Genomic DNA, 26871 nt, shown 5'->3' with positions numbered 1-26871 from the left:
TCGTGTTACCGATAAGGACAGTGTTTCGACGTACCCTTGGGAGCGTGCAAGCGAAGGGCAAAGACCGCTCCCACCCGCTCCTCAGCGTCCTGCGTCTGATCATCGCCGGGACGGCGGCGGGTGTGCTGGCGGCGGCGGTGGCGCTGCCGGCGGTCGGCGGGGCGGGCGTGTCGGCCAAGACCGCCATGGACGGACTCGAACTCAAGCCCAGGGAACTCGACGAACCCCCGCTGCCGGAACGCACGAAGCTGGTCGACGCCAACGGCAAGCAGATCGCCCAGTTCTACTACGAGAACCGGCAGTCCGTGACCCTCGACAAGGTCGCGCCCATCATGCAGACGGCGCTGATCGCGATCGAGGACTTCCGCTTCTTCGAGCACGGCCCGATCGACGTCGAGGGCACCGCCCGCGCCCTGGTGAAGAACCTCACCGGCGGCGGCGTCATGCAGGGCGGCTCCTCGATCACCCAGCAGTACGTCAAGCAGGTGCTGGTCAACAAGGCCGAGACGCCGGAGGAGCAGCAGGCGGCCATCGCCCCGACGATGTCCCGCAAGCTCCAGGAGCTGCGGTACGCCATGGCGATCGAGCGCAAGTACAGCAAGCAGCAGATCCTGGAGAAGTACCTCAACATCGCCTACTTCGGCGCGGGCGCGCACGGCATCCAGGCCGCGGCCAGGCGTTTCTTCGACAAGCCCGCCTCCGAGCTCGACCTGTCGGAGGCCGCCACGCTGGCCGGCGCCGTCCAGAACCCGGCCCGCACCGACCCCAACGTCGGCCCCGAGTCGCGCGAACGGCTGCTGATGCGCCGCAACACCGTGCTCGACCGGATGGCCGAGATCCACAAGATCACGCGGGCGGAGGCCGACGCGGCCAAGGCCGAGAAGCTCGGCTACAAGGACGTCAAGTTCCCCGGCGGCTGCGAGGCCAGCAAGTTCCCGTACTTCTGCCTCTACGTCCAGTACGAGATCCTCAACAACGACGACTTCGGCAAGAACCAGGACGAGCGCAGGAAGCTGCTCCAGCGCGGCGGCATGACGATCAAGACCACGCTCGACCCCAAGATGCAGAAGGCCGCCGAGAAGGCCATCAAGAAGTACGTCAGCCCCAAGGACAAGCCCGTGGCCGCGCAGGCCATGGTCGTGCCCGGCACCGGCGAGATCAAGGCGATGGCGGCCTCGCGCAAGTTCGGCGGCAGCAAGAAGAAGAACGAGATGAGCTACAACGTCGTCGCCGACGCCGCGCACGGCGGCGGGCGCGGGTTGCAGCAGGGCTCGACGGCCAAGGCGTACACGCTGGCCACCGCCCTGGAGGAGGGCCTGAAGTACGGCGACGGCTTCCCCTCGCCGGCCGGGTTCACCGCGAGCGGCTACAACTCGTTCAAGGACTGCAAGGGCGACAACGTCGGCGACCCCTCGCACACCGCGCACAACTCCAGCGAGGGCGGCGGCGGTTTCAAGACCCTCCAGACCGGCACGTGGGGCTCGGTGAACACGTTCTTCCTCAAGCTGGAGCAGGAGGTCGGGCTCTGCAAGGTCGTCAAGCTCGCCAAGCGCCTCGGCGTCAAGCGGGCCGACGGCGGCAAGCTGCGCGAGGTCGAGACGTTCACGCTGGGCGTCAACGAGGTCGACCCCGTGACGATCGCCAACTCCTACGCCGTGTTCGCCTCGCGCGGCCAGTACTGCAAGCCGCTGGCCATCACCGAGATCAAGGACAGGAACGGCGCCGCCAAGCAGTACAAGCCGAAGTGCTCGCAGGTCATGGAGGAGGAGGTCGCCGACGCGGTCAGCGGCATCCTGTCGGGCGTGTTCACCAAGGGCACGATGAGCGGCGTGGGCGGCATCGGTCGTGACGCGGCCGGCAAGACCGGAACGACCGACGACTACATGTCCGCCTGGTTCGCCGGTTACACCCCGAACCTGTCCTCGGCCGTGAGCCTCGGCGACCCGCGCGGCGCCTCCACCCACAAGCTGATCGGGGTCACGATCGGGGGCCAGTACTTCCCGTACGTGTACGGCGCCTCCATCTCCGGGCCCATCTGGAAGCAGGCGATGATGCAGGCGCTCAAGGGGGTGGAGCCGGTGGAGTTCACGCCGGTGGACCACTCGCGGTTCGGCGGCTGCTCCGACAAGTGCGCGCCGAAGCCCAAGAAGAAGAAGCGCGGCGGCGACGAGGGGCCCGGGGACGGCGATCCGTTCGACAACTTCTTCGGCGACCACAACGACCGTGGCGACGGCGGCGGGGACGGGCGCGGGCCGGGCGACTGGCAGCGGCCGGGCAACGGGTTCGGCGGCGGAGGGCTCGGCGGGGGGCTCGGCGACGGGCTCGGCGGCCAGGCCAACCTCGGGCCCACAGCCCCGGCGGCCCGAACCCGCCGCTGAGAGACACTGGGCGGCCCCGAACGGCCTTGGCCACCGATTGCCCCTCTATGGCCGCCCAGCCCCTCGCACAACGCCTTCAGAGGCTTCGTGGGGACGCCCTCAGCCGGTCGTCCCCGACCACCTCCCACAACGCCCCTCAGCCAGACGCCGCGGCCCGGTCGCCGCGGCCCGGTCGCCGCGGCCCCCGGCGAACCGGCAGCGCCACTCTCCCGGAGCGCCGCCACCGTGGACCACTGCCGTCGTCCTGTGGGGCCGCTACCGCCCCCAAGGCTGGTGTCCCGAGGGCGGTGTCCCGAGGCTCGGGTCGCGGGGGCCTCGCGGGGGCGGCGTCCCACGCGAAGGCGTCCCGTGCGAAGGCGGCGCGAGTGTGGCGATCGGTGGGGGGAGGGACCGGGGTCAGGCGGTGAGGCGGGCGCGGACGGCGGCGGCGACGCGGCCGCCTTCGGCCCTGCCCGCGACCTTGGGGTTGACCACCTTCATGACCTGCCCCATGGCCTGCGGCCCCGACGCGCCGGTCTCGGCCACGGCCGCGTCGACGATCTGGGCCAGCTCCTCGTCGGAGAGCTGCGCCGGCAGGTACTCCTCCAGCACCGCCTGCTCGTCCAGCTCGGCCTGGGCCTGCTCGGTGCGTCCGGCGTTCTGGAACGCCTCGGCGGCCTCGCGCCGCTTCTTGGCCTCCTTGGTCAGCACCTTGATGACCTCGTCATCGCTGAGCTCCCTGGCCGCCTTGCCCGCCACCTCCTCGACGTTCACGGCCGCCAGAGCCATGCGAATCGTCCGGAGACGGACTTCGTCCCGGCTCTTCATCGAGGCCGTGAGATCGGCCTTCAGCTTGTCCTTCATTGCGCTCATGCGGTCCATCTTGCCGTCTGCCGGGACGGCTCGTGCCCGTTGTCAGGCATCATGAGTACGTGAGGAAAGCCGTCGCAGTGCCCCTGTCCATGATCGGTCTCGGCCTGGCCGGGCTGGGCTACGCCTCAGTCGTGGAGCGCAACTGGTTCCGCCTGCGCCGCTTCGACGTGCCGGTGCTGGAGCGCGGGCGGCGTCCCGTACGCGTGCTGCACCTGTCCGACCTGCACCTGACCCCCAGGCGCACGATGCTCATCAACTGGGTGCGTTCCCTGGGCGCCCTGGAGCCCGACCTGGTGGTCAACACCGGCGACTCGATCGCCCACCCCGAAGCGGTCCCCGCGCTCCTGCACGCCCTGGAGCCGCTGCTGTCCCGTCCCGGTCTGTTCGTCTACGGGTCCAACGACCTCTACGCCCCCCAGCCGAAGAACCCGGCCCGCTACCTCTGGCGTACCTCGAAGAACGACCGCCGCCAGCACATCCCCAACCTCCCGTGGGAGGAACTGGGCGCCGGCATGGCCGCCGAGGGCTGGCTGGACATGAACAACACCACCGCCCGCGTCAAGATCGGCGACCTCGACGTCGCGGTGGCGGGCATCCACGACTCCCACATCTCCCGCGACCGCTACGACCTGGTCGCCGGCCCGGCCCCCGCCGACGCCGACCTCCGCCTCGGCGTCATGCACTCCCCCGAGCCGCGCAACATGACCCGCTTCGCCGAAGACGGCTACCAGCTCCTGCTCGCCGGCCACACCCACGGCGGCCAGCTCTGCGTCCCCTTCTACGGCGCCCTGGTCACCAACTGCGGCATCGACCGTGCCCGCGTGAAGGGCCTGAGCCGGCACGAGAACGCCTGGCTGCACGTGTCCGCCGGCCTCGGCACCTCGCCGTACGCACCGGCCCGTTTCGCGTGTTTCCCGGAGGCGACGTTGCTCACGCTGGTTCCGCGACGCTGAGGCGGTCACGAGTACCCGCGAAGTCCGCTAGACTTTCTCAAGCACGCGCAAGACGGGCGTGCACCGGGGTGTAGCGCAGCTTGGCAGCGCGCTTCGTTCGGGACGAAGAGGTCGTGGGTTCAAATCCCGCCACCCCGACACAGTTTGACCAGGTAGAGGGCTTGATCCGCAACGCGGGTCAGGCCCTTTTCCGTTTCCGGAAGTCGATGGGAGCCATCTCGTTCGGACCCAACCCGTTGGCTTGTCACCGAAGGTCGTGTTCACGGTGTGGGCTCCCTTGGTGATCATCGGCTTGAGCTGGTGCCGGTAGACCGTTTCGGTGACCGCTGGTGCCGGCGTGCCCGGCGAGATCGGCGATGGTCTCGCTGGGGACGCCCTGGTCACTCATGGTGGAGACGAACGAGTGACGCAGTTCGCGAGGTGTCCAGCCGGTTCCGATTCGCATTGCTTGACCGCGCCGCACGGGATGGCCAAGGTTGAGATTCTTCGGTGTGCTTACGAGGTTCAGCCTCGCCGTGCCGCCGAGACGGCACCGAGTCCCGCCTAGCAGTAGAAATTCACCGAACTGCCCGTCATCGGGCGACTTGGCCCTCTCGCTACGATACGCGGCGTGAGCGATGACTCTTCCGTGATGAGCACCGGGCGCCTGGAGGCGTTCAGCGACGGCGTTTTCGCCATCGCAATCACTCTGCTGGTGCTTGAGATCCGGCTGCCCGAAGGCTGGGAAGAGGACCTCGGGGGCGCCCTGATCGGCCTGTGGCCGTCCTACCTCACCTACATGGTGACGTTCCTGCTGGTGGGGATGATCTGGATGAACCACCATCGGATGTTCCACTTCATCCAGAGGACTGACGGCCTGCTGCTGGCCCTCAACGTGCTCCTTCTGATGGATGTCGCCTCCTTGCCGTTTCCCACGCATGTGCTGGCCGAGGCGCTGCACGCCGACCACGACACCCAGACGGCCGCCGTCTTCTATGGAATCGTGCTGGTGATCGGCGGCATCTTCTACAACGCCGTGTGGTGGTACGCCTCGTCAGGGCACCGTCACCTCGGCGGGCACATCACTCCGGCCGAGGCGCGCTCGCTGCGATTTCGCTGGGGCATGGGGCCGGTGCTCTATCTCGTCGCGACCGTCATCGGCGCGCTCAGCGCGATTGGCGCGCTCGTGTTCTACGTGTTGCTGCTCATCTTCTACATGTTCGACATGCGCCCCAGGCGACAGGCTGCGTAGCACCCGGCAGGCCATCATGGACCTGGTGGTGGTGGCCTGTCGAGAGCGTTGGCCATGCAGGATCGCACTGTCAGGCAGCCTCATCGAAGTGCGAAAAGTCGCAACAGGTCTGCTTGCTCGGGGGTTACTGAAAGTACCGGGCTATTTGCGCTCGGGTAAATCTCAGCTGCTGCCCACTGCGCTGCTCGAACGCTGGAGGCGGCTCCGATCTTGACACCGCGCGCACGAAGCTCCGCCAGCAACTGCTTGGAGTCGAACAAGTACACCGACTCGATACACCAAGGACGAGTGCCGCCTCGCGACGAGGCCGCCGGTGATGCAGGCCCCGTCAGCACGAGGTAGTAGTCGAGCACTGTCCACTCGGTGACGTCCAGTAGTCCCTCGCGCTTGAGATACCACTTCACATTGACAGTGCGGCCACGCAACGGACCGGACGTGAATTGGCCATCGACTGCGGCGGCCACGGCGGACGTCTCCAACTCGATTCCGAAGACTTGCGCTGCGATCCACTCGCCCAGATGGCCCGCGGTCATGGGACGCTGGATAGTCGCTGCGATCTTCTCATCGACACCGTTCCGCTCCCTCAGCAACGCGGCAATCTGCTTCACATCGGCGTCGCTCATGCCGCTCTGCCTTCCACTCCCGGCCTACATGTCGAGGTGTTACGCCTACCGAAAGACCGGAGAGTCAGCGAAGTGCCGGTCGCACACCGCCCACCAACTCTCTCCGCGGGCATCACGCACCAGGACGCTTCGGGTCGCCTGATTCGGGCAAGGTGCTCCCCACGTGCATTCGCCTCGCCGCGCTGGACTCTCGGTGCCGTGCGCGCCGGCATTCCACTCACGTTCTTCTATGAGCTCCACGCCTTCAACATAGACCTTGCGGTTTCCGCCGTCCCCATGGTGAACAAAGCGAAGGACGCCGCCCGAGAACTCGGTGTGACCACCTGCCTACGCGTACATCGCCAGATCAGATCTCACTCGCGGCGCCGGGGGGCTCACTGCACGGGTGAGGTGGCGAGTTCGGTGGGTGCCGCGGTGAAGGGGAGCCAGGCAGGACGGTCTGTGTCGGGTTCTTCTACTGGTTCGCGGGTTGGTAGCCGTCCGGCAGGCCGTTCTTGACGTACCGGGTCTTGCCGGTTGCCAGGTCGAGGAAGAAGGTTCTGCGCTCCCCCGCCCCCGCGTTCTCCCGGAGAACCTGGAAGGGGCCCTTGGTCGACCAGCCCTCGCCTGCTTCGATCGCATCCCCGCCTGGGAGTCGGGGACGCACACGGTGGATGCGCTTGCGGGTGGCGAGGTCGTAGGTCTCGACGAGTTCGCCGTAATCGCTGATGACCACGAGCCGGCTGCGGTCCGGCTTGAGGAAGGCGGTGTGGGAGTCCAGTAGCACGTCGCGGATGGCGATGTTCAGCAGTTCCTTGCCGCGATGGTCGTGGGCCACCAGGCGGGAATCCGTCGTGGTCACCACGCCCGCGGAGTTGACCTCAAGCACTTGGAGCGCGCCGGGAAGCGTGATCTCGTTCCACGACTCGGTGTCGATGACGCGGGTGCCGTTCTTGGTCAGGGCGACGTACCGGCCGCGGTCGCTGATGCTCACCTCGGGCACGTCCGCGTCGGCGAGCCGGCCGCTGAGATCATGCCGGTTCCCCGCGTGTTCGTGAACCATGCGGCGCGAGGTCCGGTCCAGGTAGACGGCGGTTCGCCGATCGGGGCTCACCACGAACGGCGCCGCCCTCGGCGCCCCGCCCTTCATGAGGACGTATGGCGCGGCCTGCGGGAACGGGTCGCCGTCCACCAGCCAGTAGCGGCACGGGTCGTCCATCTGGTCGGACCATGGGCAGGTGGGTCCTTTCACCTTGCCGATTTTCCGGAAGGAAGCCTGCTGCTCCGGGAACTGCCGGGGCATCGTGTACTGCTGCGGTTCGCTCGCCGGCTCCTGCCGGGGCGCGATGAGCGCGCCGGCGAGCACTGTCGCGATTCCCGCCAAATAGCCGGTGCGAACAGACCATTGGCGAATGGCCGACTCCGTCTGGTCCGGGATTTCCGGCCGGGCCTTTCGCTCGCCGCGCGATATCACCGTCACCACCGCGACCACGAGGGCAGCATGAGCCAGCCGGGTCGAGGTTAATCCGCGCGATATCAGAAGGTAGCAACCTGTCACGGCGGAACCGCACACGGCGAGCAGCCAAGCTCGTCGATAAAGGGCGTCAGCGGCCGGCGGCCGTACGACACCGGGAACCGGAACCGCGCACCAGCCCAGGACGAGATAGAACGGATCCGCAGTCAGCCCCGCCACAGGGGCGGCGAGGACCACGGCCACCAGCCGCCACCGGCGCAGCCCGGCGAAATAGGCGACGATCCGGCGGCCATTGGCGCTGGTGACGGTGAGGCCCGTCAGGACGGCGAACCGGTCGAGGCGCCCCTGACTGAGGGGCACGGCTGCGGCCAGTACGGTGACCAGCACCGCCACCCAGAAAATCACCGGGGGTATCGTCACAAGGCGCCACGATATATGGTTCCGTCTCGTGAGTTCAGCGGATATATGGCAGCAATTCGGCGTTGCCCCGCGTACGCGACGATTGCCGCTCATGGTGTCCTGTTGTCTCGTGCTGGCGTGTGTGGCGGGGGGTTTGTCGTGGGCGGGGGCGATAACGCCGCAGACCAACTGGCTAATCGACGACTTCTTTGTCGGGGCTCAGGTGGACGACAATGGCGTGATGTCCACCAGGGCCGAGATCGAGCTTGAGAACGAGGCGATTTCCCCATTCACCATCACGGATATCTCACTGTCCATACCGGGCCTGCGCCTGCTCCCTCCCGAGAAATCGCTGGGCGAATCGGCCGAGATCACTGTTGAGGGCGACGGATTCGGCACGGTGAGCCGGCGCATCGTCATCACCGACTGTGGGGCGGCGCCGCACGAGCCGCAGCCGATCCGATTCACCTACCGGACCTGGCTGGGGTCGGGTTCGTCGGATGTGACGCCGGCTTGGTGGGAGAAGACAGGGAGGACGGACCGTGTTCCCGTCGCCTGGCAACGCGGCCTGGCCACGATGGCGTGCAACAAGGCGGTGAGCGGCGAGTTCTGACCGCCGCCCCACACGAGAAGGGCACTGCGCGTGCGTCCCGTCACGAAGATCACCACCGGGCTGGTCATCACCTTCGGCGCCCTCCGGTTCAACGGCCTCGACCTGCTGTTCGACCCCGTCGGCTGGGGACTGTGCGCCGACGGGCTGCTGCGTCTGCAGCGGCCGGGCGACGACTTCGCCAGGGCCCAAGCGTGGGCGGTCGGCATGATCCCCGTCTCACTGGTGGCCGTCTTCACGGGCGGCACGCCTACGTACGAGCCGATCAGGTACGTGATCGGCACCGCCGCCACGGTCGGCGGCCTGGTCACCGTCTGGTTGATCGCGGACGCGCTCATGACCCGGATGCGCTCGGGGGGCGGCGGCTCACAGGTCCCCCTGCTGGACGTGTTGCGCTGGGCGGTGGCGGGTCTGGGCACGGCCGGTCTGCTGGCCGGTCACGGCTACAGCGAGTTGTCACCCGTCCTGCTCGTCGGGTGGTTCATCGTGCTCGTCGCCCTGGTCGTCGTGCTCTATCGCGCGGCCGGCAGGCCGGAGTTCTCCGCCGTCCCGCCGGCCTCCGACGACAAGGTCGGCTCCGGGTAGCGCGATGACGATCACGTCTCAGGCGGGCATCCGGCCTTCTCCTTCAGCGTGCGCACGAGGTCGGCGGGCAGGTCCGAGTCGCTGACCTGGACTGCCGCCTTGCCGGCCATCGTCAGGTAGCCGCCGACGACGTGCATGGACTCCGGGACCGACGCCTTGGTCACCGGCTCGGTCTCCTTGCCCTCCTTCGTCCAGAAGGCGGGACCGAGGACGTCGAACGCCTGGATGTCCACCCCCCGGTCCCTGAGCAGGGTGCGCACCTCGCTGACGGGCCTGTTGTAGTACGGCGCGCAGTGCATGGGCTCGCCGGGCACGTCGAAGCCGGTGATGATCTGGTATTCCTCGCCGGGACGCGCCTCCCGGCCGAGGACGAGCTCGGCCGAGCCCTTGAAGTCCCGGCGGACCTTGATGCTGATCGGGCAGCCGCCCGCCGTCTCGCAGCCTTCCTGACGGTCGATCACCTTGATCCCGTCCGGTTCCACCGTGCTCGGGGCGACCGAGCCGACGTTGCTGGGCGTGGAGGGCAACAGCCGCAGCTTGATGTCGAGCCCGGCGTCGCGCAGCTGCTGCTGGTACGCCTCCGGCTTGGCGAACATGTCCTTGACCTCGATGACGAAGTAGCCGCCCTCGTCCTTGACGTCGAGGGCCGAGGCCGAGGCGGGCCCGAGGGTGACGACGACGGCCAGCGACGCCGCGAGGGCGCCCAGCGCGGCCGGCAGCGCGAGCAGGGCGCGCCGCCTCCCGCGCGCGGGCAGGGACGGAGCCGGCTCCTCGTCCATGATCTTGAACATCGTCTCCCTGGCGCCGGGCGTCAGCCCCGGCCCGGCGGGCGGGGCGAGCCGCCTGACGATGTCGTCGAGCTGCGGGTTCATGAGGTCTCCTGGGCGAGACGGACGGCCCGCGGGCCGTACCGGGCGAGATCGGGGTCGTCGGCGGCGAGCTCGACGGCCAGGCGCTTGCGCGCGCGGTGCAGGCGCTGCCGGACGGCGAGGCTCGAGCAGCCGAGCACCTGCGCCAGCTCGGCGTTGCCGAGCCCCTCCCAGGCGACGAGCGAGAGCACCTCGCGGTCGTCGGCGGACAGCCGCATGAAGGCCGCGCGGGCGGTCTCGGGCACGGCGTCCGCCGCCGGGTCCGCCACCGGGTCCGCCACCGGGTCCGCCGCCGGGCCGGTCCATTCCGCGAGCTCGGCGCGCAGGCGCGTGGTGAGGGCCGCCCTGCGGGACTCGCCGCGGCGGTGGTTGGCCAGGGTGCGCCGGGCCACGCCGTACAGCCAGAGCCGGGCGCGGTCGCCGGGCGGCACCTCGCCGAGGCGCCGCCACGCGGTCGTGAACGTCTCGGCTATGACGTCGGCGACGTCGTGAGGATCGTCGCTGCGCCGCCGCACGTAGCCGGAGACGGTCGCGTAGTGCTCGGTGTAGAGCTCCTCGAAGCGTTGCCGGGGGTCCGGTGGGCCCACGCGCTCGTCCCTTCCGTAGGGGTATGTCACAACAAGCAGGTGTCCGGATGGTTCCAGGCGTGACAGACGAACACGGAGAAGGACGCCTCCGGCTCCGGAAGCGGCCTTAAGCGGCCTTCTGGTCGGGGCTGTGTGAGTCCTATGACCGTTGTTCGAGGTGGCGGCGGTAGGCGTCCAGGACCAGGCCGTGGAAGTGGTGGACGGCGTGTTCCGACAGGCCCGAGCCGCCGGGATCGTAGACGATCTTTCCCTGCGTGAACGCCGGGGTGCGCATCCCCCGCTGGACGCTCTCCACCAGGGCGATGTCCTCCGCCTGGAGCACCTCGTCGATGTAGCGGATGCCGTCCAGCTCGGCCTCGTCGGGCTCGGCGGTCTCCAGGTAGAAATCCCAGGTCTCGCGGGTGCGTCCGGGGCCGTCGGGGACGATCTGCAGGACCATGAAGTTCCCCCGGCCGGGGTAGCGCAGCAGGCACGTGTTGGGCCAGAGCCACCAGACGGCGTGCTCGGTGACCGTCGCGCCCGACACGTCATAGGCGGAGTTCTCCGACCTGCCCGCCTGGGCCATGTGGCTGGAGTAGATGCCGTACGTGGTGACCTTGTACGTGTCCATGTCCACCAGGGACACGAAGTCCTTGTGCGCCACGTGGCAGTGGTAACACTCCAGGAAGTTGTCGACGACGTTCTTCCAGTCGGCGGCGATGTCGTAGGTGAGCCGGCGGGCCAGGGTCAGCCCGGCCACGTCGGGGGCCCGTGCCGCGATCTCCGCCTCCAGGTTCCCGGCCTGCTCCGCCAGCGGAGGCGCGTCGGGGGCCAGGTTGACGTAGACCATGCCGGCGAACTCGGTGACCTGGATCCGGTCGAGGCGCACCGTGGAGGGGTCGAAGCCGGGCATGCCGCCGGTGTTGCGCGCTCGTCTCAGGCGGCCGGTCAGGTCGAAGTTCCAGGCGTGGTACGGGCACACGATGCCGCGCCGGACGCCGGAACCGGTCAGCAGTTCGTGGGCGCGGTGCTTGCACACGTTGTAGAAGGCGCGCAGGGTGCCGGACTCGTCCCGTACGGCGACGATCGGCAGGCCGGCCACCGTCCCCGTCACGTAGCTGCCCGGCGTCCGCAGGCGTTCCACGTGACACAGCCACTGCCAGGAACGGGCGAAGATGGCCCGCTGGTCGATGTCGCGCCATTTCGGGTCGGTATAGGCGTCGGCGTGCAGGGACATCGACAGTGCGGGATCGGGGTGGTATCCGGCGGAGATGTGAGCGAATTCGGGGGTCACCGTGCCTCCGATGCAGAACATGAGCCGTATTGAGGCTATTGAGCAATTGCGCGCCGGTTCAAGGCTCAGTTCCGTCGCCTTGTTCCGGCCGGGACTGGCGTCATCAAGAGCATTGGTGGGATGATCCTATGATCATTGCCGATATCAGGAGAATGGGGTTGTCGAATGAGTCCTTCTTCCCGGGCGCTGCCGATGGCGGGGTTCATGTTCTCCGCCGTCGGGGTGGGCGGTGTGGTTCTGCAGATGTTGAGCGTGGCCTATCCCGACGGCGATCCGGCGAAGGCGCGGGCGGCCGCGGAGTTGCTGCGCCAACTGGCCGGACGCGTGGACGCCAGCCTTGACGACGTGGAGGAGGTCGCGGCCCGGGTCTGGCTGCCGCCGAACAGCGGAGCGGGCATCGACGCGTTCCGGACGTATTTCAACCAGGAGATCGCGCCCTATCCGCCGCGCGTCTCCGCCTACATCCGCGGACTGGCGGACGCGGTCGAGGATTACGCGGAATTGCTGGAACGGACCCAGCACACGTTGCGCACGATGGCCATGATCCAGTGGATCGAACTGCTGATGTTCTTCTGCTGGCCGGCGATCGACAAAAAGGTCCAGGTGCTGATCAACTGGGCGATGCGCAGGTCGCAGGCGCGGCTGCTGCTCAAGATGTTCGAGAACGCCGTGGGGAAACGGTTCATCTACGCCGTCGGGGGCAGCCTGGCCTACACCGTGCTCGACCAGGCGGTCGTCGACGGGCTCAAGCTGGCGCGCGGCGAGGACACCGGCTCCTGGGGGGACCGCGGCGAGTACATGCTGAAGAACTTCGCGGCGGCCATGGTCTTCTACCACGTGGACCCGGCCAACTTCGGCAAGGCCGCGAACGTGCTGCCGAAGAACCCGGCGGCGCGTAACGCGGTCGTGTTCCTGACCGGGTCCACCATCTTCAGCACCACCGCCAACGCGCTCAACCGGCCGGGCGACGTCGTGGACGACCCGGTCAGCCTGTTGCCGACCTGGCAGCAGATGCTCGCCAAGCTGGGGGTCGCCGCGGGCCAGGACCAGTTCAGGCGGTGGCGCCGGTACTGAGTGCCGGTCACGTCGTCAGTCCCGGGTGAAGCGACGGACCTCGTCGGCGAAAGGGGTCAGACCGGTCGTCATCAGGCCGGTCATCTGGGCGGCGAGGTCCTCGGCGGCGGCGTTCGCGGCGGCCAGGACGGCCTCGGCCAGGGCGTCCGCGCCCAGTCGCATGGCCCGCGGATCGATGCGCAGGCCGCCGAGCGCGCCGGTCGGCAGCACCTCGGCCCTCACCTGGCCGTCGGCGGCCTCGCCACGGCCGCGGACGGCGTCGAGGCTCTCCTGCAACTCCTCCAGCGGGCGGATGTCGGCCTGGAACTGGCCGAGGAGCCGGCGCATCTCGTCGTCGAGGTAGGGGGTGGGGTCTTCGGGGGTGGTCATCGGGGGCTCCAGGGGTGTCAGGCGAACTGTCCGTCGGGGGCGAGCTTGGGCGGGTCGGACACTTCGGGCAGGGAGGCGATGGTGGCCCAGTTGGCGACGTCGAAGCTGGTCCGCATGTCGGCCAGGCGGTCGGCCACCGCCGGATAGACGTCGCGCAGGGCGTCGACGTAGGTCTCGGCCTTCTCCAGGGCCGTCAAGTAGTTCTTCTTGAAGGTGTTCGCGGTCTCGTCGGTGCCGGCGAAGTCGCCCAGCGCGTCGAGGGCGTCGAGGATGCGGCGGGTGTCGGTCGCGTATTCGGTGCGCTCGGCGAGGAAGGCGCCGGCGGCCTTGGTGAAGGCGGTGCCGTGCACCTCGGTGGTCGGCATCCCGGAGCCCTGGGGGGCGAGCGCGGCCGGGGCGGGGGCCGAGGGGGTGGCGCTCGGGGCCGGAGCCACCCCTGAAGGGCTCGGCGTCGCACTGGGGGTGGTGGCCGGGGCCGGGGTCCCGGTGGGGGTCGGGGTCCCGGTCGGGGTCTGGGTGGGTGTCCCACTTGGGGTTGAGGTCCCGGTTGGAGTCGGGGTCCCGGTTGGAGTCGGGGTCCCGGTTGGAGTCGGGGTCCCGGTCGGGGTCGGGGTCGCCGTGGGTGACGGGGTTGCCGTGGAGGTCGGGGTGGGGGTGGGGTACGGGGTCGTGGGGCTGGGGGTCGGGGGCTCGCTGGGGGTCGGAGGCGTGGGGCTCGGGGCGGGGGTGCCGGTCGGGGTGGGGGTGGGCGGCTCGTAGGTGGGCATGGCGGTTCTCCTGTCGGTACGTGGCCGCCGGCGGCGCACGAGAGTTTGTCCACAATACCGACAGGAATACAGGGCAGGGGCTACGGCTCGTATACGGGGGCTAGATCGGCGAAGATGCGGTAGTCCGAGATCAGGCCGTCGTCCCGGGTGCGCCAGATCGACACGGCCACCACCGCGGCGTCCTTGCCGTCGAGCCGCCGGTACGTCACCTCGGTCTCGGCGATCGTGTCGGCCCCCGCCCGCCAGTCGCGGACGATCCGGTGCCGCAGGCCGCCGATGGTCGAGTAGAACGTCCGCAGGCCGGCGGCGACGGCGTCGCGTCCCACCATGGGCTCGGCGTTGCCGAACACCAGGGTGGCGTCCTCGGCCAGCAGCTCGGCGAACTTGTCGGGGTCGAACGAGTCGACCACCTGGAAAACGCGTCGTACCACATCGCGGGACATGTTGATCATTCCTCACGTGGACGGGGTCGCTGCTGCGGACGATACGGGACGACGCGTTCCCGTGCGACAGGCCGGCGCGTCCGGCGCTTCCGGCACACAGCCGGGCTTTCCGGCGGGTGCTCAGACGGGCGAGGCCCCGCCGGGACCGGGCGGCGACTCGAAGGTGATCGACACGATGGCGCTGATAGCCAGGTTGTGCTCCCGTACGCCGGAGGTCCGCTCCGAGGACTCGACGGTGACGACGGAGTCGCCCCGGCGGGTGACGTGGCCGGTGAAGGAGTCGCCGCTCAGCAGGCGTACCGAGATGACCCGGTTCTCGTGGCGGGCGTTGTCGAGGAGCGCGATCCAGGAGGTGATGAGCCCGGTTCCGGGAGGTTCGAAGGGGTCTTGGGTCATGAGCACCCTCCTGCCCCGAACGAAGGGAAGGGAACGGCCGGACCGGGGACCTCACCGGCCGGCAAGGAACCAGGACGGGCTCAGCCCGTGCAGCCCTCGCCCGACAGGGAGCCGTTCCAGGAGAAGGCCGTGCGGCACAGGTACGTGCCGGGGTCGGGGCCGGCCGTGATCGTGACGTTGACGTTCACGTAGCCGACGCCCTCGCAGTCCTGGCCGGAGATCGTGCCGTGGTCGATCCGGCCGAGGAAGCAGGTGTAGGCGCCGTCGGCGCGGGCGGCCTGCGCGGGCAGCGGCGAGCAGATGAGCGCGGCCGCCGCGACGACGGCCGTACGCCGGATGAGGGTCACGGCTCCACGGTAGGAAGCCCCCCGAAGGCCGCCTAGTACGACATGTCACCGATCGTCGTGAAATTTCGCGGGATGTCGTATGACGAATTCACGCGCCCTTCAGCGGCAGGACATCCAGCGCGGATACCTTTCGACCCTTATCTGTAGATTTGCTGCCAAGGGAAGCGTCATGTCTCGTTCGTTCATCGCCATGCTGGCCGTCGGCGCGGCCCTCGCCACCACCGTCGCCGCGCCCGCCGACGCCGCCTCGGGACGGCAGCCGCGCGTCCTGTCCGACGTGACGCTGCCCGCCCCCGACCTGGCCGCCTTCGAGCCGGACATCGTCAAGGACTCCCGCGGCGTCAAGCTGGGCGGCCTCGGCAGCGGCCTGTTCCCGGCCAGGCGCGCGGGCGAGTACTGGATGGTCACCGACCGCGGCCCGAACGGCGAGCCCAAGATCAACGGGGAGAAGCGGCGCACGTTCCCGGTGCCGGAGTTCGCGCCGGCGATCGTCCGCGTGGCCGTACGGCACGACACCGCGCGCATCGTGGAGAGCATCCCGCTGAAGACCTCCGACGGCACCCCGATCACCGGCCTGTCCAACCAGTCCGGCCACGACGAGATCCCCTACACCTGGGACGGTCTGACGCAGCTCCCCTACGACCCGAACGGCCTGGACACCGAGGACATCGTCACCGACGGCCGCGGCGGCTTCTGGCTGGTGGACGAGTACTCCCCCTCGCTGCTGCACGTGGCGAGCGACGGCCGCGTCCTGGCCAGGTACGTCCCCAAGGGCCTGAAGCTCACCGGCGCCGGCTACCCGGTCCACGAGACGCTGCCCGCGATCCTGGCGACCCGGCAGCAGAACCGCGGCATCGAGGCGCTCGGCGTCTCGCAGGCCGAGCGCGCCCTGTACCTGGCCGTGCAGAGCCCGCTCGCCAACCCCGACAAGAAGACCGGCAAGGCGTCGAGCACGGCCCGCATCCTGCGGGTGGACCTGCGTACCGGCCGCCCGACCGGCGAGTGGGCCTACACGATGGAGAACGTGGCCGGCTTCGACCCGGCGGCCGAGCAGGGCGACATGAAGATCTCCGCCCTCAACGTGCTGAGCCCCGGCCGCCTGCTGCTCCAGGAGCGCACCGACGCCGTGGCCCGCCTCTACACCGTCGACCTGCGCCGGGCGACGAACCTGCTCGGCGGCCGGCACGACGACCCGGCCACCACGCCCTCGCTGGAGGCGTCGCTGCCGTCGAACGTCACCGTCGCCACCAAGGCACTGGCCGTGGACCTGGCGGCGATCCCCGGCCTGCCCGGCAAGATCGAGGGCGTCGCCCTGCTCGACCCGGTGACGCTCGCCGTGGCCAACGACAACGACTTCGGCCTCGGCACCTTCGACGCCGACGGCCGCCTGGTGGACTCGGGCGTGACCAGCCGGATCCTGACGATCCGGCTGGCCAAGCCGCTCTTCTGAGCCGTCCCGTCAGGACAACGTGCTCGCGTACGGGTCCCAGCCGGCGGGCAGGGGCTCGGGGGCCGTCACGGCCGAGGTGATCGGGCGGAACTCGGCGCGTTCGCCCGACTCGGTGATGGCCGTCATGAGCTCCAGCACGTGCAGCGTCAGCTCGCCCGAGGCCCGGTGCGGCGTGCCCGCGCGCAGCGACCGGGCCAGGTCGAGCACGCCGATGCCGCGCCCGGCCTGGTCGGCGGCGACGGGCAGCTCCCGCCAGTCGGGGTCGTGCGGGCCGCGGACCAGCAGCGGGCCGCCGAAGGTGTTGGGGTCGGGCAGCAGCAGGGCTCCTTCCGTGCCGATCACCTCGATCAGCTTGCGGCTGACGGGCGAGTCGAAGCTGAAGGTGGCGGTGGCGGTGGCCGTGCCGGGGAAGTCCAGCAGGGCGTTGACGTGGGTGGGCACGTCCACGGGGAACAGGGTGCCGGCCTTGGGGCCGGAGCCGACGACCCGCTCGGCGCGGGCCCTGCGCGTGCCGCCCGCGACCCGGGCGACCGGGCCGAGCAGGGAGACCAGCGCGGTGAGGTAGTAGGGGCCCATGTCGAACAGGGGGCCGCCGCCGGGCCGGTAGTAGAACTCGGGATCGGGGTGCCAGGACTCCGGGCCCAGGTTCTGGAAGGCGACGGTGATCCCGACCGGCTCGCCGATCAGGCCGGAGCGCAGGGCGTGCGCCGCGGCCTGAAGCCCGGGGCCGAGGAAGGTGTCGGGGGCGCCGCCGACGCGCAGGCCCAGGTTGGCGGCCTCGGCCATGACCTTGGCCGCCTGGTCCATGTCCAGGGCGAGCGGCTTCTCGCCGTACACGTGCTTGCCGGCGCGCAGGGACTCCAGCGCGACGGCCGCGTGCGCGGCCGGGACCGTCAGGTTGACCACGATCTCGACCTCGGGCAGGGCGAGGATCTCGGCCAGGCTGCCCGAGGCGGGCACGCCGTGCTCGCGGGCCGCCGCGGCGGCCCGGCCGGTGTCGAGGTCGGCCACGCCGAGCACCCGCACGTCGGGGAAGGCGGTGAGGTTGCGCAGGTACTGGGCGCTGATCACCCCGGCGCCGACGACCGCGACGCCGACCGGCCCGCTGCTCATGAGCCCTCCAGGCCGGTCAGGTGGGCGTGGCTGTCGGCCAGGGCGGTGAACAGGTCGGTCGCGCACGTGTCCAGCTCGACGATCCGCCAGGCGTCCGGCGCGGCGGCCAGGATCTCGGGCACCGGCATCGCGCCCGCCCCCACCGCCGTGTGCGGCTCGCCCTTCACCATCGGCCCGTCCTTGACGTGCAGCGCGAGCGTGCGCCCGGCCAGGCGGCCGAGCAGGGCGGGCACGTCGGCGCCGCCCACGGCCGCCCAGTACGTGTCGATCTCCAGGAACACCTCGGGGGCTAACAGGTCGGCCAGCGCCTCGATGGCGTGCCGGCCGTCGATCCTGGGCTCGATCTCCCACCAGTGGTTGTGGTAGCCGATGCGCATGCCGTGCCCGGCCGCCTGCTCGGCCAGGCCGTTCAGCAGGTCGGCGGTGCGCGAGAGGCCGTCGCGGGTGGTGAACTCGGCCTCGGGGACGCCGCCGGGGATGATCACCAGGTCGGCGCCGACCGTGGCGACGGCGTCGAAGACCTCGGCGGGCTCCTGGCTGAGCAGCGCGTACGCGTGCGTGCTGCTCACCGTGAGCCCCAGGTCGTCGATCACCTGGCGGAAGCCCTTGGGGTCGGCGGTCGGGTCGAAGGGCTCGACGGCGCCGTAACCGATGCCGGCGATGCGCTCAAGGGTGCCGTCGCGGTCGGCGGCGAGCTGTTCCCTGACGGTGTAGAGCTGGACGCTGAGCGGCCTGGTCATCCACGGACCCCCATGAGGTGCTCAAGGGCGAGCTGGTTGAGCCGGGTGAAGTGGAAGCCGCGCCGGGCCGCCGCCTCGGGGTCGAAGTCGTCGGCGGCCAGGTCCTGCCAGGTCTCGCCCGCGGCGAGGGTGGGCCGGGCCAGCTCGTCCACGCGGGAGGCGCGCAGGGCCTCCTGGACCTCGGGGTCGGCGCGGAAGGCGCGCGACTTCTCCTTCATGATCAGGTACGTGCGCATGTTCGCGGCGGCCGAGTCCCACACGTCGTCGGGGTCCTCGGTGCGCAGCGGCTTGTAGTCGAAGTGGCGGGGGCCGTCGTAGCCGCCGTTCTCCAGCAGGTCGACCAGGAAGAAGGCGCTCTTGAGGTCGCCGTGGCCGAAGATCAGGTCCTGGTCGTACTTCGGGCCGTGCTGGCCGTTGAGGTCGATGTGGAACAGCTTGCCGTGCCACAGCGCCTGGGCGATGCCGTGGACGAAGTTGAGCCCCGCCATCTGCTCGTGGCCGACCTCGGGGTTGAGGCCCACCATCTCCGGGTGCGCCAGGTCGTTGATGAGCGCCAGGGCGTGGCCGATGGTCGGCAGCAGGATGTCGCCGCGCGGCTCGTTGGGCTTGGGCTCCAGGGCGAAGCGCAGGTCGTAGCCGCGGTCGAGGACGTACTGGCAGAGCAGGTCCAGGCCCTCCTTGTAGCGGTCGAGGGCCGCCTTGACGTCCTTGGCCGCGTCGGACTCGGCGCCCTCGCGGCCGCCCCAGCACACGTACGTGGTCGCGCCGAGCGAGGCGGCCAGGTCGATGTTGCGCATGACCTTGCGCAGGGCGTACCGGCGCACGTCGCGGTCGTTGCTGGTGAACGCGCCGTCCTTGAACACCGGGTGGGTGAACAGGTTCGTGGTGGCCATCGGGACCTTCATCCCGGTCTCGTCCAGGGCCTTGCGGAAGGCGGCGATCGCCTTGTCCCGGTCGGGCTCGACGGCCAGCAGGTCGTCGTCGTGGAAGGTGACGCCGTACGCGCCGAGCTCGGCCAGCCGGTGCACGCTCTCGACGGGGTCGAGCGCGGGACGGCTCGCGTCGCCGAACGGGTCACGGGCCTGCCAGCCCACGGTCCAGAGTCCGAAGGTGAAGCGATCGGCAGGTGTCGGAGTGAAGGATGACATTTGCTGACGTCCCTTACCTTTAGTCCATAATCTGTACATAATCCTGAGGAGGCATGCATGGTGGCGTCAAGGGGGGTCCGGCATGATTCCATGCGTGCCCGCAATCTGGCCGTGGTACTCCAGGCCGTCCACGCGCATGGCCCGCTCACCAGGGCGGCGCTGGCCGAGCTCACCGGGCTGACCAAGACCACCGTGTCCAGCCTGGTCGCGGCCTTGCTGGAGGCCGGCGCGGTGAGCGAGTCGGGCGCGGTGCGCGACGGCGAGCGCGGGCGGCCCGGCGTGGCCGTGCGGCTGAGCGGGCACCGGGTGGCCGCGCTCGGGCTGGAGGTCAACATCGACTATCTGGCCGCCTGCGTGGTCGACCTGACCCGGTCCGTACGCCTGCGCCGCATCCGTCCGGCCGACAACCGCGGCTCCGACCCGGCCGACGTGCTGCAACTGCTGCGCTACCTGGTGAAGGAGGTCACCGCGGAGGCCGAGGCGGCCGGGCTGCGGATCATCGGCGCCGCCCTGGCCGTGCCCGGCACGGTCGAGGACGGCCTGCTGCGCAACGCCCCCCACCTGGGCTGGCGCGACGTACGGGTGGCCGACCTGCTCGACCTGCCGTGCGCGGTCGACAACGAGGCGAACCTGGCGGCGCTGGGCGAGTTGTGGTTCGGCTCGCGGGCGACGGACTTCCTCTACGTCTCCGGCGAGATCGGCGTCGGCGCCGGCCTGGTTGTGGACGGGACCGTGTTCCGGGGGACGTACGGGCTGGCCGGCGAGCTGGGCCATGTCGTCGTGACCCCTGACGGCCCCGCCTGCCGCTGCGGCGGCCGCGGCTGCCTGGAGGTGTACGCGGGCCAGGACGCCCTGCTCGGCGACCTGGACTCGGTCGCCGCCCTGGCCGACGCGCTGGCCGCGGGCGACCGGCGCGCGCTGGCCGCCTGCGCGCGGGCCGGGGAGGCGCTCGGGGTGGCGCTCACGTCGGCCGTGCATCTGCTGGACCCCGGCCGGATCGTGCTCGGCGGCGTCTTCGCCCCGCTGTTCCCGTGGCTGGAGACCCCGGCCCGGGACGTGCTGGCGGCCCGGCTGGGGCAGATGCGCGGCACGCCGCCCGCCCTGGTCGTCTCGGCCAACGGCGCCGACGCGGCGGTGCTGGGGGCGGCCGGGCTGATCATCCAGCGGATCGTCGCCGACCCGGCGGGCGTGCTGGGCGTGTGACGGGTCAGTAGTAGCCCTTGTTCCCGTCGACCAGCTCTCTGACGATGTCGAGGTGGCCGGCGTGCCTGGCGGTCTCCTCGACCATGTGGATCAGCACCCAGCGCAGCGAGGACGCCGCCGACCGGAAGTCGGGGTGCTTGCCGACGTCGTCGAGCGAGTGGGCGGCGACGATCTCGTTGGAGCGCTCGCACTGCTTGGCGTAGTCGTCGAGGAGCTGGGCCAGCGTGACGCCCTCGACCAGCATGTCGGCGTCTTCGGGCTCCTCCAGGAACTGCGGGTTGCCCTCGGCGCTGCCGCCCAGGAAGAGCACCTCGAACCAGCAGTGCTCGGTCCAGCGCATGTGGGCGACCAGACCGGCCACCGTCATCAGGGGCGAGGTCGGCAGGACCGGCCGGTGGGCGTCGGCCTCGGACAACCCCTCGCACTTCCAGTGGACGATCGAGCGCTGCATGTCCAGCCAGCCGACGAGCTGGGTACGTTCGTCGGCCACGAAGGGCGGACGTACACGGGGTGGCGTCATGCGCGGGAGGCTACTGCAGGGCTCGCCGGCGACGCACCGGATTTTCGGCCGGTTCGCGTATGACCCGGGCGAGCCGCGACAATGGCTCGATGGCGGAAAGTGCAGAGGCCGACTGGGTCTCCAGGTTCGCGGACGAGGTGATCTCCGAGGCGGAGCGTCGTGCCCCGGGCAAACCGATCGTCTGCGCCTCCGGGCTCAGCCCCTCGGGCCCCATCCACCTGGGCAACCTGCGCGAGGTCATGACCCCCCACCTCGTCGCCGACGAGATCAGGCGGCGCGGCCTCGACTGCGTCCACCTGCTGTCCTGGGACGACTACGACCGTTTCCGCAGGGTGCCCGCGGGCGTCGACCCGTCCTGGGCCGAGCACATCGGCAAACCGCTGACCTCGGTGCCCGCCCCGCCGGGCAGCCCGCACGCCAATTGGGCCGAGCACTTCAAGGCGCCGATGACCGCCGCGCTGGCCGAGCTGGGCGTCGACTACCGGGGCATCAGCCAGACCGAGCAGTACACCTCGGGCGCCTACCGGGAGCAGATCCTGCTGGCCGTGCGCGAGCGGTCGCGGATCGACGCGATCCTGGCGGCGTACCGGACCAAGGACGGCGGCCGGGAGGTGGCCGACTACTTCCCGTACAAGCCGTACTGCGAGCTGTGCGAGCGCGACCTCACGAAGGTCACCGCGTACGACGACGAGACGACCGAGCTGGCCTACACCTGCGAGTGCGGGTTCGGCGAGACCGTGCGCCTGGCCGAGCACGACCGCGGCAAGCTGGTGTGGAAGGTCGACTGGCCGATGCGGTGGGCGCATGAGGGCGTGGTCTTCGAGCCGTCGGGCGTCGACCACCACTCCCCCGGCTCGGCCTGGGTCGTCGGCGGCCAGATCGTCGGCGAGGTGTTCGGCGGCGAGCAGCCGATCGGCCCGATGTACGCCTTCGTCGGCATCACCGGCATGGCCAAGATGAGCAGCTCCAAGGGCGACGTGCCGACCCCGGCCGACGCGCTGGGGATCATGGAGGCGCCCGTGCTGCGCTGGCTGTACGCCCGCCGCAAGCCCGCCCAGTCCTTCAAGATCGCCTTCGACCAGGAGATCCAGCGCCTCTACGACGAGTGGGACGCCCTGGCCCGCAAGGTCGACTCCGGCCAGGCCCAGCCCGCCGAGCTGGCCGCCCACGCCCGCGCCGTGGGCACCGCCGCAGGGCCGCTGCCGGCCACGCCGGTCCCGGTGCCCTACCGCACGCTGGCCTCGATCCTCGACATCACCACCGGCCACGACGAGCAGGCGCTGCGCATCCTGCGCGACCTCGACGCCGTCGAGCGGCTCGACCAGGCCCGCCCCCGGCTCGACCGGGCGCAGCGCTGGGTGACCGACCACCTGCCCGCCGACCAGCGCACCCACGTGCGCGAGACGCCCGACCAGGAGTTGCTCGACTCCCTCGGCCAGACCGAGCGCGAGTCGTTGCGGCTGCTGGCCGACGGCCTCGACGACTGGACGCTCGACGGCCTCACCAGCCTGGTCTACGGCGTGCCGAAGCTCCAGGCCGGCCTCGACGCCGACGCCAAGCCCACGCCGGAGCTGAAGGCGGCCCAGCGCGCGTTCTTCGTCCTGCTCTACCGGCTGCTGGTGGGCCGCGACACCGGGCCGCGGCTGCCCACGCTGCTCATGGCGGTGGGCGCCGACCGGGTGCGGAAGCTGGTCGGCGGGTGAGGGGCGGCCGCGGGTGAACGGCGTCGTCCTGGTCACCGGGATCTCGGCCGCCGGCAAGTCCACGGTCGCCCAGGCGCTGGCCGAGCGCCTGCCGCGGTCGGCCCACGTCCGGGGCGACGCCTTCCGCCGCATGGTCGTGGGCGGCCGGGCCGAGATGACGCCCGGGTCGGAGGAGGCGGTGCGCCAGTTGCAGCTGCGCTACCGGCTCGCGGCCCAAACGGCGGACTTGTATTTCGAAGCCGGATTTACAGCAATTGTGCAAGATGTGGTGCTTGGCGAGGACTTGGAGCGGTTCACCGGGTGGATCCGCACCCGTCCGCTCCGGGTGGTCGTGCTCGCCCCCGACGCCGCCGCCGTCGAGCGCCGCGAGCGCGAACGCGCCAAGACCGGCTACGGCGCCTGGACGATCGCCCAGCTCGACGCCGCCCTGCGGGCCGAAACGCCGCGCATCGGCCTGTGGCTGGACACCTCCGCCCAGTCCCCCGCCGAGACCGTCGAGGAGATCCTCGCGCGGGCGGACGAGGCATTGGTCGGTGGAGATCGCATATAAGTAGGATCACTGCAAGGCAGTGTCAAGTGGGCTGCATGTGTGCAGGTGCACCTTGTACCCATGAACAAGCAGCCCTTCGCCGCCAGTGTCAGTGTCATCGTCCCCGCGATGAACGAAGCCGAGAACCTTCCCCACGTCTTCGCCACGCTGCCCGACTGGATCGACGAGGTGATCCTGGTCGACGGCAACTCGACCGACGACACCGTCGCCGTCGCGCGCAGGCTGCGCCCCGACCTCCGGGTCGTCGTGCAGAGCCGGCGCGGCAAGGGCAACGCCCTCATCGAGGGCTTCCAGGCCGCCCGGGGCGACATCATCGTCATGATCGACGCCGACGGTTCCACCGACGGCAAGGAGATCCGCTCGTTCGTCGAGACCCTCATCGACGGCGCCGACTTCGCCAAGGGCTCCCGGTACGCCCCCGGCGGCGGCTCCGACGACCTCAGCCCCATCCGGTCGCTGGGCAACAAGTTCCTCACCGGCCTGACCAACATGCTGTACGGCACCCGCTTCACCGACCTGTGCTACGGCTACAACGCCTTCTGGCGTGACCACCTGGACGTCATGGAGCTCGACTGCGACGGCTTCGAGATCGAGACCCTGATGAACGTCCGGGCCGCCCAGGCCGGCCTGGTCATCCACGAGGTGCCCAGCCACGAGCGCTCCCGGATCCACGGCGCGAGCAACCTGCACGCGGTGCGCGACGGCTGGCGCGTGCTGAAGACGATCATGCGCGAGCGTACGCGCGGGACCGCCCTGATGCCGCAGACCGAGGTGGCGCTCGCGAAGTAGGAAGTGACATTCTCGGACAATGCGCTACATAGTGATCGGAGCAGGAGCAGTCGGCGGCACCATCGGCGCCCGCCTCCACCAGGGCGGGCACGAGGTCGTGCTCGTCGCGAGAGGCGCGCACCACGAGGCGCTCAAGCGTGACGGACTCCGCCTGATCACCCCCGATTCCGACGAGACCCTGCGCATCCCCGCGGCCTCCGGCCCGATCCCCACCCGCGACGACGACGTGCTGATCCTGGCCACCAAGTCCCAGGACACCCTGGCCGCCCTCGATCCCTGGCCGACGGACCTGCCGGTCGTGTGCGCGCAGAACGGCGTGGCCAACGAGCGCACCGTCCTGCGCAGGTCCGAGCGGGTCTACGGCATGTGCGTGTGGCTGCCGTCCCAGCACCTCGAACCCGGCGTCGTGGCCGCCTACGGCCGGCCGTACTCGGGCCTGCTGCACGTCGGGCGCTACCCCCGGGGTGTGGACGACCTCGCCGGGCAGATCGCCGACGACCTCGGCAAACACGGGCTGCTCGCCCGCGCCACCCCCGACGTCATGCGCTGGAAGCACGGCAAGCTGCTCAACAACCTCGGCAACGCCGTCGAAGCCCTCGTCGGGCACGCCGACGGCATGGCCGACCTCGCCGACCGGGCCCGCGCCGAGGCCGTCAGCGTGTTCGAGCACGCGGGCATCCCCTACTCCACCGCCGAGGACGAGCGCCGGGTCCGCGGCCACCAGGTGGACGTCGTGCCGATCGAAGGCGTCCGGCGTGGCGGCGGATCGTCCTGGCAGAGCCTGGCCAGGGGCAGCGGCTCGATCGAGGCCGACTACCTCAACGGCGAGATCGTCCTGCTCGGCCGCGAGCACGGCCTGCCCACGCCGGTCAACGAAGTGCTGCGCCGCGAGGCCAACCGGGTCGCCCGCGAGAAGCTGCCGCCCGCCTCGATGCCGGTGGCCGAGCTGACCGCGCTCATCGACGCGCGTTCCGCAGCCTGATCCCGCTGAAGCACATGCTGCTGCCGGTCACCTCGTGCCAGAACGGCCACAGGTTGTCCAGCACGCGCAGCTGGATCCCGGCCTGCTCGTGCAGCTCGAACAGGTCGCCCACCGGCTCGGGCGGGCCGATCGGGACGACCGGCTCCCTCGACACCACGGCGTGCGGCGGGTCGCCGATCGGCGCGAACCCGGCCGCGGGCAGGCGGTAGGCGTACAGGCGGACGTCCATGATGGCCTTGAGCCAGGCGTACTCGACGGCGTGCACGCGGTCGCCGCAGCCCGCGCCGGCGATCCTGGCCACGTCCTCGTCGGTGGTGTCCGGCCCGCGCCAGGCCATCGCCCGCGGGCAGGCGCGGGGAAACCAGTGGTCGGGGCAGCGGTCGTGGCCGACCGCCCACACGTACGGCTCGCCGAGCGAGGACGTCACCGCGACCTGGGGCACGAACCGCTCGATGGTCGGGTCCTCGGAGAAGTGCAGCACCTGGCCGGGCTCGGGTCTCATACCCGCCATCATGCGCATACCCCGTCTGCGTCAGGGCAGAAGAAACGCGCTCTGACGACAAGGGGTGAGTTCGGATGGTCTTATTGGGTCTGATCCTGGTCCTGCTCGCCGGCGGCGCCGTCGCCTTGGTGGCGACGGAGGAGAGCTCCAGGTACATCCTGTTCGGCAACACCTACCAGCTCGACCACGTCCAGATGTTCATCGCCGGAGCGGTCGTCGCGGCCGCCCTGCTGGCGGGGATCTGGCTGATCGGCGCCGGGTCGCGCAGGACCGCCAGGAAGCGCCGCAGGCTGCGGGCCGTCCGCGCCGAGGCGTCCGACCGGGTCTCCCGCCTGGAGGACGAGAAGCGCGACCTCGAACGGCGGCTCGAACGCGACCGCAACCGCGCCGCGCACGACGGCGGCGGCGGCGGCGGAACGGACGGCCGCGTCGCGCACGAACGGGTCGCGAGCGAGCGGGCCGCGCACGAACCGGTGGACGGCGACCGGCTGGTGGCCGGCGGCCGCCCCGACGACACCAGGCCGTGAGCTCATGGGCGCGAGGGCAGCAGCTTGCCCTCGCGCCCGAGCGCGAACCCCGTGACCAGCGCTCCCACGCCTTCCCAGAGCCCCACGCCGAAGAACTCGCCCGGCGCCGCCCCCGTCAGCACCAGCGTCGTGAACACCGCGAACGTCACCAGCCGGAACGGCACGGTCCACCGGAAGAACGGCGTGTAGTCGGCGGATGCCGCGAAAACGTAATAGACCCCCATGTTCACCGCCGCCATCGACGAAGCCGCCATGTAGACCAGCGTGTAGTCGCCGGACGGGCGTACGTCGAGCACCTCGAAACCCAGCAGGACCAGCAGGGAGTCCGGCGACAGCAGCCCGACGAGCCCGAGCGCGAAGGCGAGCACGCCGAAGACGCCGATGGTCCAGCCGGCGGCGGAACGCGGAAGACGCACAGAAATCCTTCCAAAGGGG

Annotated in this window: 31 protein-coding genes and 1 tRNA gene; 15 read left to right on the top strand and 17 right to left on the bottom strand. The window is 70.3% G+C overall.

Annotation, left to right across the window (positions count from 1 at the left end):
• Positions 1-44: 44 nt before the first annotated feature.
• A complete protein-coding gene (locus tag ACIBQ6_RS20250) occupies positions 45-2378 on the top strand; it encodes a transglycosylase domain-containing protein (RefSeq protein WP_358290498.1) in 2334 nt (777 codons plus the stop codon).
• Positions 2379-2774: 396 nt separating this feature from the next.
• On the opposite strand, the gene ACIBQ6_RS20245 is transcribed toward ACIBQ6_RS20250, so the two are convergent.
• Complete coding sequence (locus tag ACIBQ6_RS20245) at positions 2775-3230, bottom strand: GatB/YqeY domain-containing protein (RefSeq protein ID WP_352321362.1); 456 nt, start codon at positions 3228-3230, stop codon at positions 2775-2777.
• Between the two features lie 89 nt (positions 3231-3319).
• Between ACIBQ6_RS20245 and ACIBQ6_RS20240 the strand changes: the two genes are divergently transcribed.
• The 3 genes from ACIBQ6_RS20240 (at position 3320) to ACIBQ6_RS20230 (ending at position 5414) form a co-directional block, all read left to right on the top strand.
• Positions 3320-4183 carry a metallophosphoesterase gene (locus tag ACIBQ6_RS20240; RefSeq protein WP_352321394.1) on the top strand — a complete coding sequence of 288 codons (864 nt, stop codon included), beginning with the start codon at positions 3320-3322 and terminating at the stop codon, positions 4181-4183.
• Positions 4184-4247: 64 nt separating this feature from the next.
• A tRNA-Pro gene (locus tag ACIBQ6_RS20235) sits at positions 4248-4321 on the top strand.
• Positions 4322-4793: 472 nt separating this feature from the next.
• Positions 4794-5414 carry a TMEM175 family protein gene (locus ACIBQ6_RS20230; protein ID WP_397213576.1) on the top strand — a complete coding sequence of 207 codons (621 nt, stop codon included), beginning with the start codon at positions 4794-4796 and terminating at the stop codon, positions 5412-5414.
• Positions 5415-5494: 80 nt separating this feature from the next.
• Here the strand turns inward: ACIBQ6_RS20230 and ACIBQ6_RS20225 are convergent, their stop codons facing one another.
• Entirely contained in the window at positions 5495-6037 is a 543-nt protein-coding gene (locus ACIBQ6_RS20225) for a hypothetical protein (RefSeq protein ID WP_397213574.1), read from the bottom strand.
• A gap of 454 nt (positions 6038-6491) precedes the next feature.
• On the bottom strand, positions 6492-7895 hold the full coding sequence (locus tag ACIBQ6_RS20220) for a hypothetical protein (RefSeq protein ID WP_397213572.1): 1404 nt from the start codon (positions 7893-7895) through the stop codon (positions 6492-6494).
• Between the two features lie 43 nt (positions 7896-7938).
• Here ACIBQ6_RS20220 and ACIBQ6_RS20215 point away from each other — a divergent pair, with 43 nt between their 5' ends.
• On the top strand, positions 7939-8502 hold the full coding sequence (locus ACIBQ6_RS20215; RefSeq protein WP_397213570.1) for a hypothetical protein: 564 nt from the start codon (positions 7939-7941) through the stop codon (positions 8500-8502).
• 30 nt (positions 8503-8532) lie between these two features.
• Positions 8533-9084 carry a hypothetical protein gene (locus tag ACIBQ6_RS20210; RefSeq protein WP_397213568.1) on the top strand — a complete coding sequence of 184 codons (552 nt, stop codon included), beginning with the start codon at positions 8533-8535 and terminating at the stop codon, positions 9082-9084.
• A gap of 11 nt (positions 9085-9095) precedes the next feature.
• On the opposite strand, the gene ACIBQ6_RS20205 is transcribed toward ACIBQ6_RS20210, so the two are convergent.
• From ACIBQ6_RS20205 to ACIBQ6_RS20195, 3 genes are all read right to left on the bottom strand, one after another.
• Positions 9096-9956 carry a hypothetical protein gene (locus ACIBQ6_RS20205; RefSeq protein ID WP_397213566.1) on the bottom strand — a complete coding sequence of 287 codons (861 nt, stop codon included), beginning with the start codon at positions 9954-9956 and terminating at the stop codon, positions 9096-9098.
• Positions 9953-10540, bottom strand: a complete 588-nt coding sequence (locus ACIBQ6_RS20200) for an RNA polymerase sigma factor (protein ID WP_397213564.1) — start codon at positions 10538-10540, stop codon at positions 9953-9955. The genes ACIBQ6_RS20205 and ACIBQ6_RS20200 overlap by 4 nt, the downstream gene beginning before the upstream one ends.
• A 139-nt stretch (positions 10541-10679) precedes the next feature.
• The gene (locus ACIBQ6_RS20195; RefSeq protein ID WP_397213562.1) at positions 10680-11813 is read right to left on the bottom strand and encodes an SRPBCC family protein; all 1134 of its coding nucleotides are present in this window, start codon (positions 11811-11813) and stop codon (positions 10680-10682) included.
• Positions 11814-11978: 165 nt separating this feature from the next.
• On the opposite strand from ACIBQ6_RS20195, the gene ACIBQ6_RS20190 reads away from it, so the two are divergent.
• On the top strand, positions 11979-12887 hold the full coding sequence (locus tag ACIBQ6_RS20190; protein ID WP_358290525.1) for a hypothetical protein: 909 nt from the start codon (positions 11979-11981) through the stop codon (positions 12885-12887).
• 15 nt (positions 12888-12902) lie between these two features.
• Here the strand turns inward: ACIBQ6_RS20190 and ACIBQ6_RS20185 are convergent, their stop codons facing one another.
• Together ACIBQ6_RS20185 and ACIBQ6_RS20180 are read right to left on the bottom strand one after the other, a co-directional pair.
• On the bottom strand, positions 12903-13256 hold the full coding sequence (locus ACIBQ6_RS20185; RefSeq protein ID WP_358290528.1) for a YbaB/EbfC family nucleoid-associated protein: 354 nt from the start codon (positions 13254-13256) through the stop codon (positions 12903-12905).
• 17 nt (positions 13257-13273) lie between these two features.
• The gene (locus ACIBQ6_RS20180) at positions 13274-13690 is read right to left on the bottom strand and encodes a hypothetical protein (protein ID WP_397213560.1); all 417 of its coding nucleotides are present in this window, start codon (positions 13688-13690) and stop codon (positions 13274-13276) included.
• 184 nt (positions 13691-13874) lie between these two features.
• Between ACIBQ6_RS20180 and ACIBQ6_RS20175 the strand changes: the two genes are divergently transcribed.
• Positions 13875-14015 (top strand): hypothetical protein, encoded by a 141-nt coding sequence (locus tag ACIBQ6_RS20175; RefSeq protein WP_358290534.1) that lies wholly within the window; start codon positions 13875-13877, stop codon positions 14013-14015.
• 88 nt (positions 14016-14103) lie between these two features.
• Here the strand turns inward: ACIBQ6_RS20175 and ACIBQ6_RS20170 are convergent, their stop codons facing one another.
• From ACIBQ6_RS20170 to ACIBQ6_RS20160, 3 genes are all read right to left on the bottom strand, one after another.
• On the bottom strand, positions 14104-14466 hold the full coding sequence (locus tag ACIBQ6_RS20170) for a nuclear transport factor 2 family protein (RefSeq protein WP_358290537.1): 363 nt from the start codon (positions 14464-14466) through the stop codon (positions 14104-14106).
• A gap of 120 nt (positions 14467-14586) precedes the next feature.
• Positions 14587-14862 (bottom strand): hypothetical protein, encoded by a 276-nt coding sequence (locus ACIBQ6_RS20165; protein WP_397213557.1) that lies wholly within the window; start codon positions 14860-14862, stop codon positions 14587-14589.
• A gap of 80 nt (positions 14863-14942) precedes the next feature.
• The gene (locus ACIBQ6_RS20160; protein ID WP_358290543.1) at positions 14943-15209 is read right to left on the bottom strand and encodes a hypothetical protein; all 267 of its coding nucleotides are present in this window, start codon (positions 15207-15209) and stop codon (positions 14943-14945) included.
• A gap of 169 nt (positions 15210-15378) precedes the next feature.
• Between ACIBQ6_RS20160 and ACIBQ6_RS20155 the strand changes: the two genes are divergently transcribed.
• Positions 15379-16659 carry an esterase-like activity of phytase family protein gene (locus ACIBQ6_RS20155; RefSeq protein ID WP_397213555.1) on the top strand — a complete coding sequence of 427 codons (1281 nt, stop codon included), beginning with the start codon at positions 15379-15381 and terminating at the stop codon, positions 16657-16659.
• A gap of 9 nt (positions 16660-16668) precedes the next feature.
• On the opposite strand, the gene ACIBQ6_RS20150 is transcribed toward ACIBQ6_RS20155, so the two are convergent.
• Genes ACIBQ6_RS20150 through xylA form a run of 3 tightly spaced genes read right to left on the bottom strand, consistent with a single transcriptional unit; the run spans position 16669 to position 19660 of the window.
• Positions 16669-17772 carry a Gfo/Idh/MocA family oxidoreductase gene (locus ACIBQ6_RS20150; RefSeq protein ID WP_358290549.1) on the bottom strand — a complete coding sequence of 368 codons (1104 nt, stop codon included), beginning with the start codon at positions 17770-17772 and terminating at the stop codon, positions 16669-16671.
• Positions 17769-18512, bottom strand: a complete 744-nt coding sequence (locus ACIBQ6_RS20145; protein ID WP_397213553.1) for a sugar phosphate isomerase/epimerase family protein — start codon at positions 18510-18512, stop codon at positions 17769-17771. The genes ACIBQ6_RS20150 and ACIBQ6_RS20145 overlap by 4 nt, the downstream gene beginning before the upstream one ends.
• Positions 18509-19660, bottom strand: a complete 1152-nt coding sequence (gene xylA / locus ACIBQ6_RS20140) for a xylose isomerase (protein WP_397213551.1) — start codon at positions 19658-19660, stop codon at positions 18509-18511. Before xylA ends, ACIBQ6_RS20145 begins: the two co-directional genes overlap by 4 nt.
• 90 nt (positions 19661-19750) lie before the next feature.
• Here xylA and ACIBQ6_RS20135 point away from each other — a divergent pair, with 90 nt between their 5' ends.
• Positions 19751-20863 (top strand): ROK family protein, encoded by a 1113-nt coding sequence (locus ACIBQ6_RS20135; protein ID WP_397213549.1) that lies wholly within the window; start codon positions 19751-19753, stop codon positions 20861-20863.
• Between the two features lie 4 nt (positions 20864-20867).
• Here the strand turns inward: ACIBQ6_RS20135 and ACIBQ6_RS20130 are convergent, their stop codons facing one another.
• On the bottom strand, positions 20868-21383 hold the full coding sequence (locus tag ACIBQ6_RS20130; protein WP_358006890.1) for a DinB family protein: 516 nt from the start codon (positions 21381-21383) through the stop codon (positions 20868-20870).
• An 89-nt stretch (positions 21384-21472) separates the two neighbouring features.
• On the opposite strand from ACIBQ6_RS20130, the gene lysS reads away from it, so the two are divergent.
• Genes lysS through ACIBQ6_RS20110 form a run of 4 tightly spaced genes read left to right on the top strand, consistent with a single transcriptional unit; the run spans position 21473 to position 25407 of the window.
• Entirely contained in the window at positions 21473-23086 is a 1614-nt protein-coding gene (gene lysS / locus ACIBQ6_RS20125; protein ID WP_397213547.1) for a lysine--tRNA ligase, read from the top strand.
• A 13-nt stretch (positions 23087-23099) separates the two neighbouring features.
• Positions 23100-23636 (top strand): AAA family ATPase, encoded by a 537-nt coding sequence (locus ACIBQ6_RS20120; protein ID WP_397213545.1) that lies wholly within the window; start codon positions 23100-23102, stop codon positions 23634-23636.
• Between the two features lie 60 nt (positions 23637-23696).
• The gene (locus ACIBQ6_RS20115) at positions 23697-24425 is read left to right on the top strand and encodes a glycosyltransferase family 2 protein (RefSeq protein ID WP_352321313.1); all 729 of its coding nucleotides are present in this window, start codon (positions 23697-23699) and stop codon (positions 24423-24425) included.
• 19 nt (positions 24426-24444) lie between these two features.
• Complete coding sequence (locus ACIBQ6_RS20110; RefSeq protein ID WP_397213543.1) at positions 24445-25407, top strand: ketopantoate reductase family protein; 963 nt, start codon at positions 24445-24447, stop codon at positions 25405-25407.
• On the opposite strand, the gene ACIBQ6_RS20105 is transcribed toward ACIBQ6_RS20110, so the two are convergent.
• A complete protein-coding gene (locus ACIBQ6_RS20105; RefSeq protein ID WP_397213541.1) occupies positions 25382-25909 on the bottom strand; it encodes a DUF6886 family protein in 528 nt (175 codons plus the stop codon). The two genes, ACIBQ6_RS20110 and ACIBQ6_RS20105, sit on opposite strands and share 26 nt — an antisense overlap.
• Positions 25910-25983: 74 nt before the next feature.
• Between ACIBQ6_RS20105 and ACIBQ6_RS20100 the strand changes: the two genes are divergently transcribed.
• Complete coding sequence (locus ACIBQ6_RS20100; RefSeq protein WP_397213539.1) at positions 25984-26436, top strand: hypothetical protein; 453 nt, start codon at positions 25984-25986, stop codon at positions 26434-26436.
• Between the two features lie 2 nt (positions 26437-26438).
• Here ACIBQ6_RS20100 and ACIBQ6_RS20095 read toward each other — a convergent pair whose 3' ends face one another.
• Complete coding sequence (locus ACIBQ6_RS20095; protein WP_358290573.1) at positions 26439-26852, bottom strand: hypothetical protein; 414 nt, start codon at positions 26850-26852, stop codon at positions 26439-26441.
• Between the last annotated feature and the right edge of the window lie 19 nt (positions 26853-26871).

Origin of the sequence: Nonomuraea sp. NPDC049655 (assembly GCF_044465465.1) — a bacterium.
In the GTDB taxonomy this organism is placed as follows: Bacteria; Actinomycetota; Actinomycetes; order Streptosporangiales; family Streptosporangiaceae; genus Nonomuraea.
The sequence above is the reverse complement of the archived record's forward strand: the minus strand, read 5'-3'. Positions and strand labels throughout refer to the sequence as shown.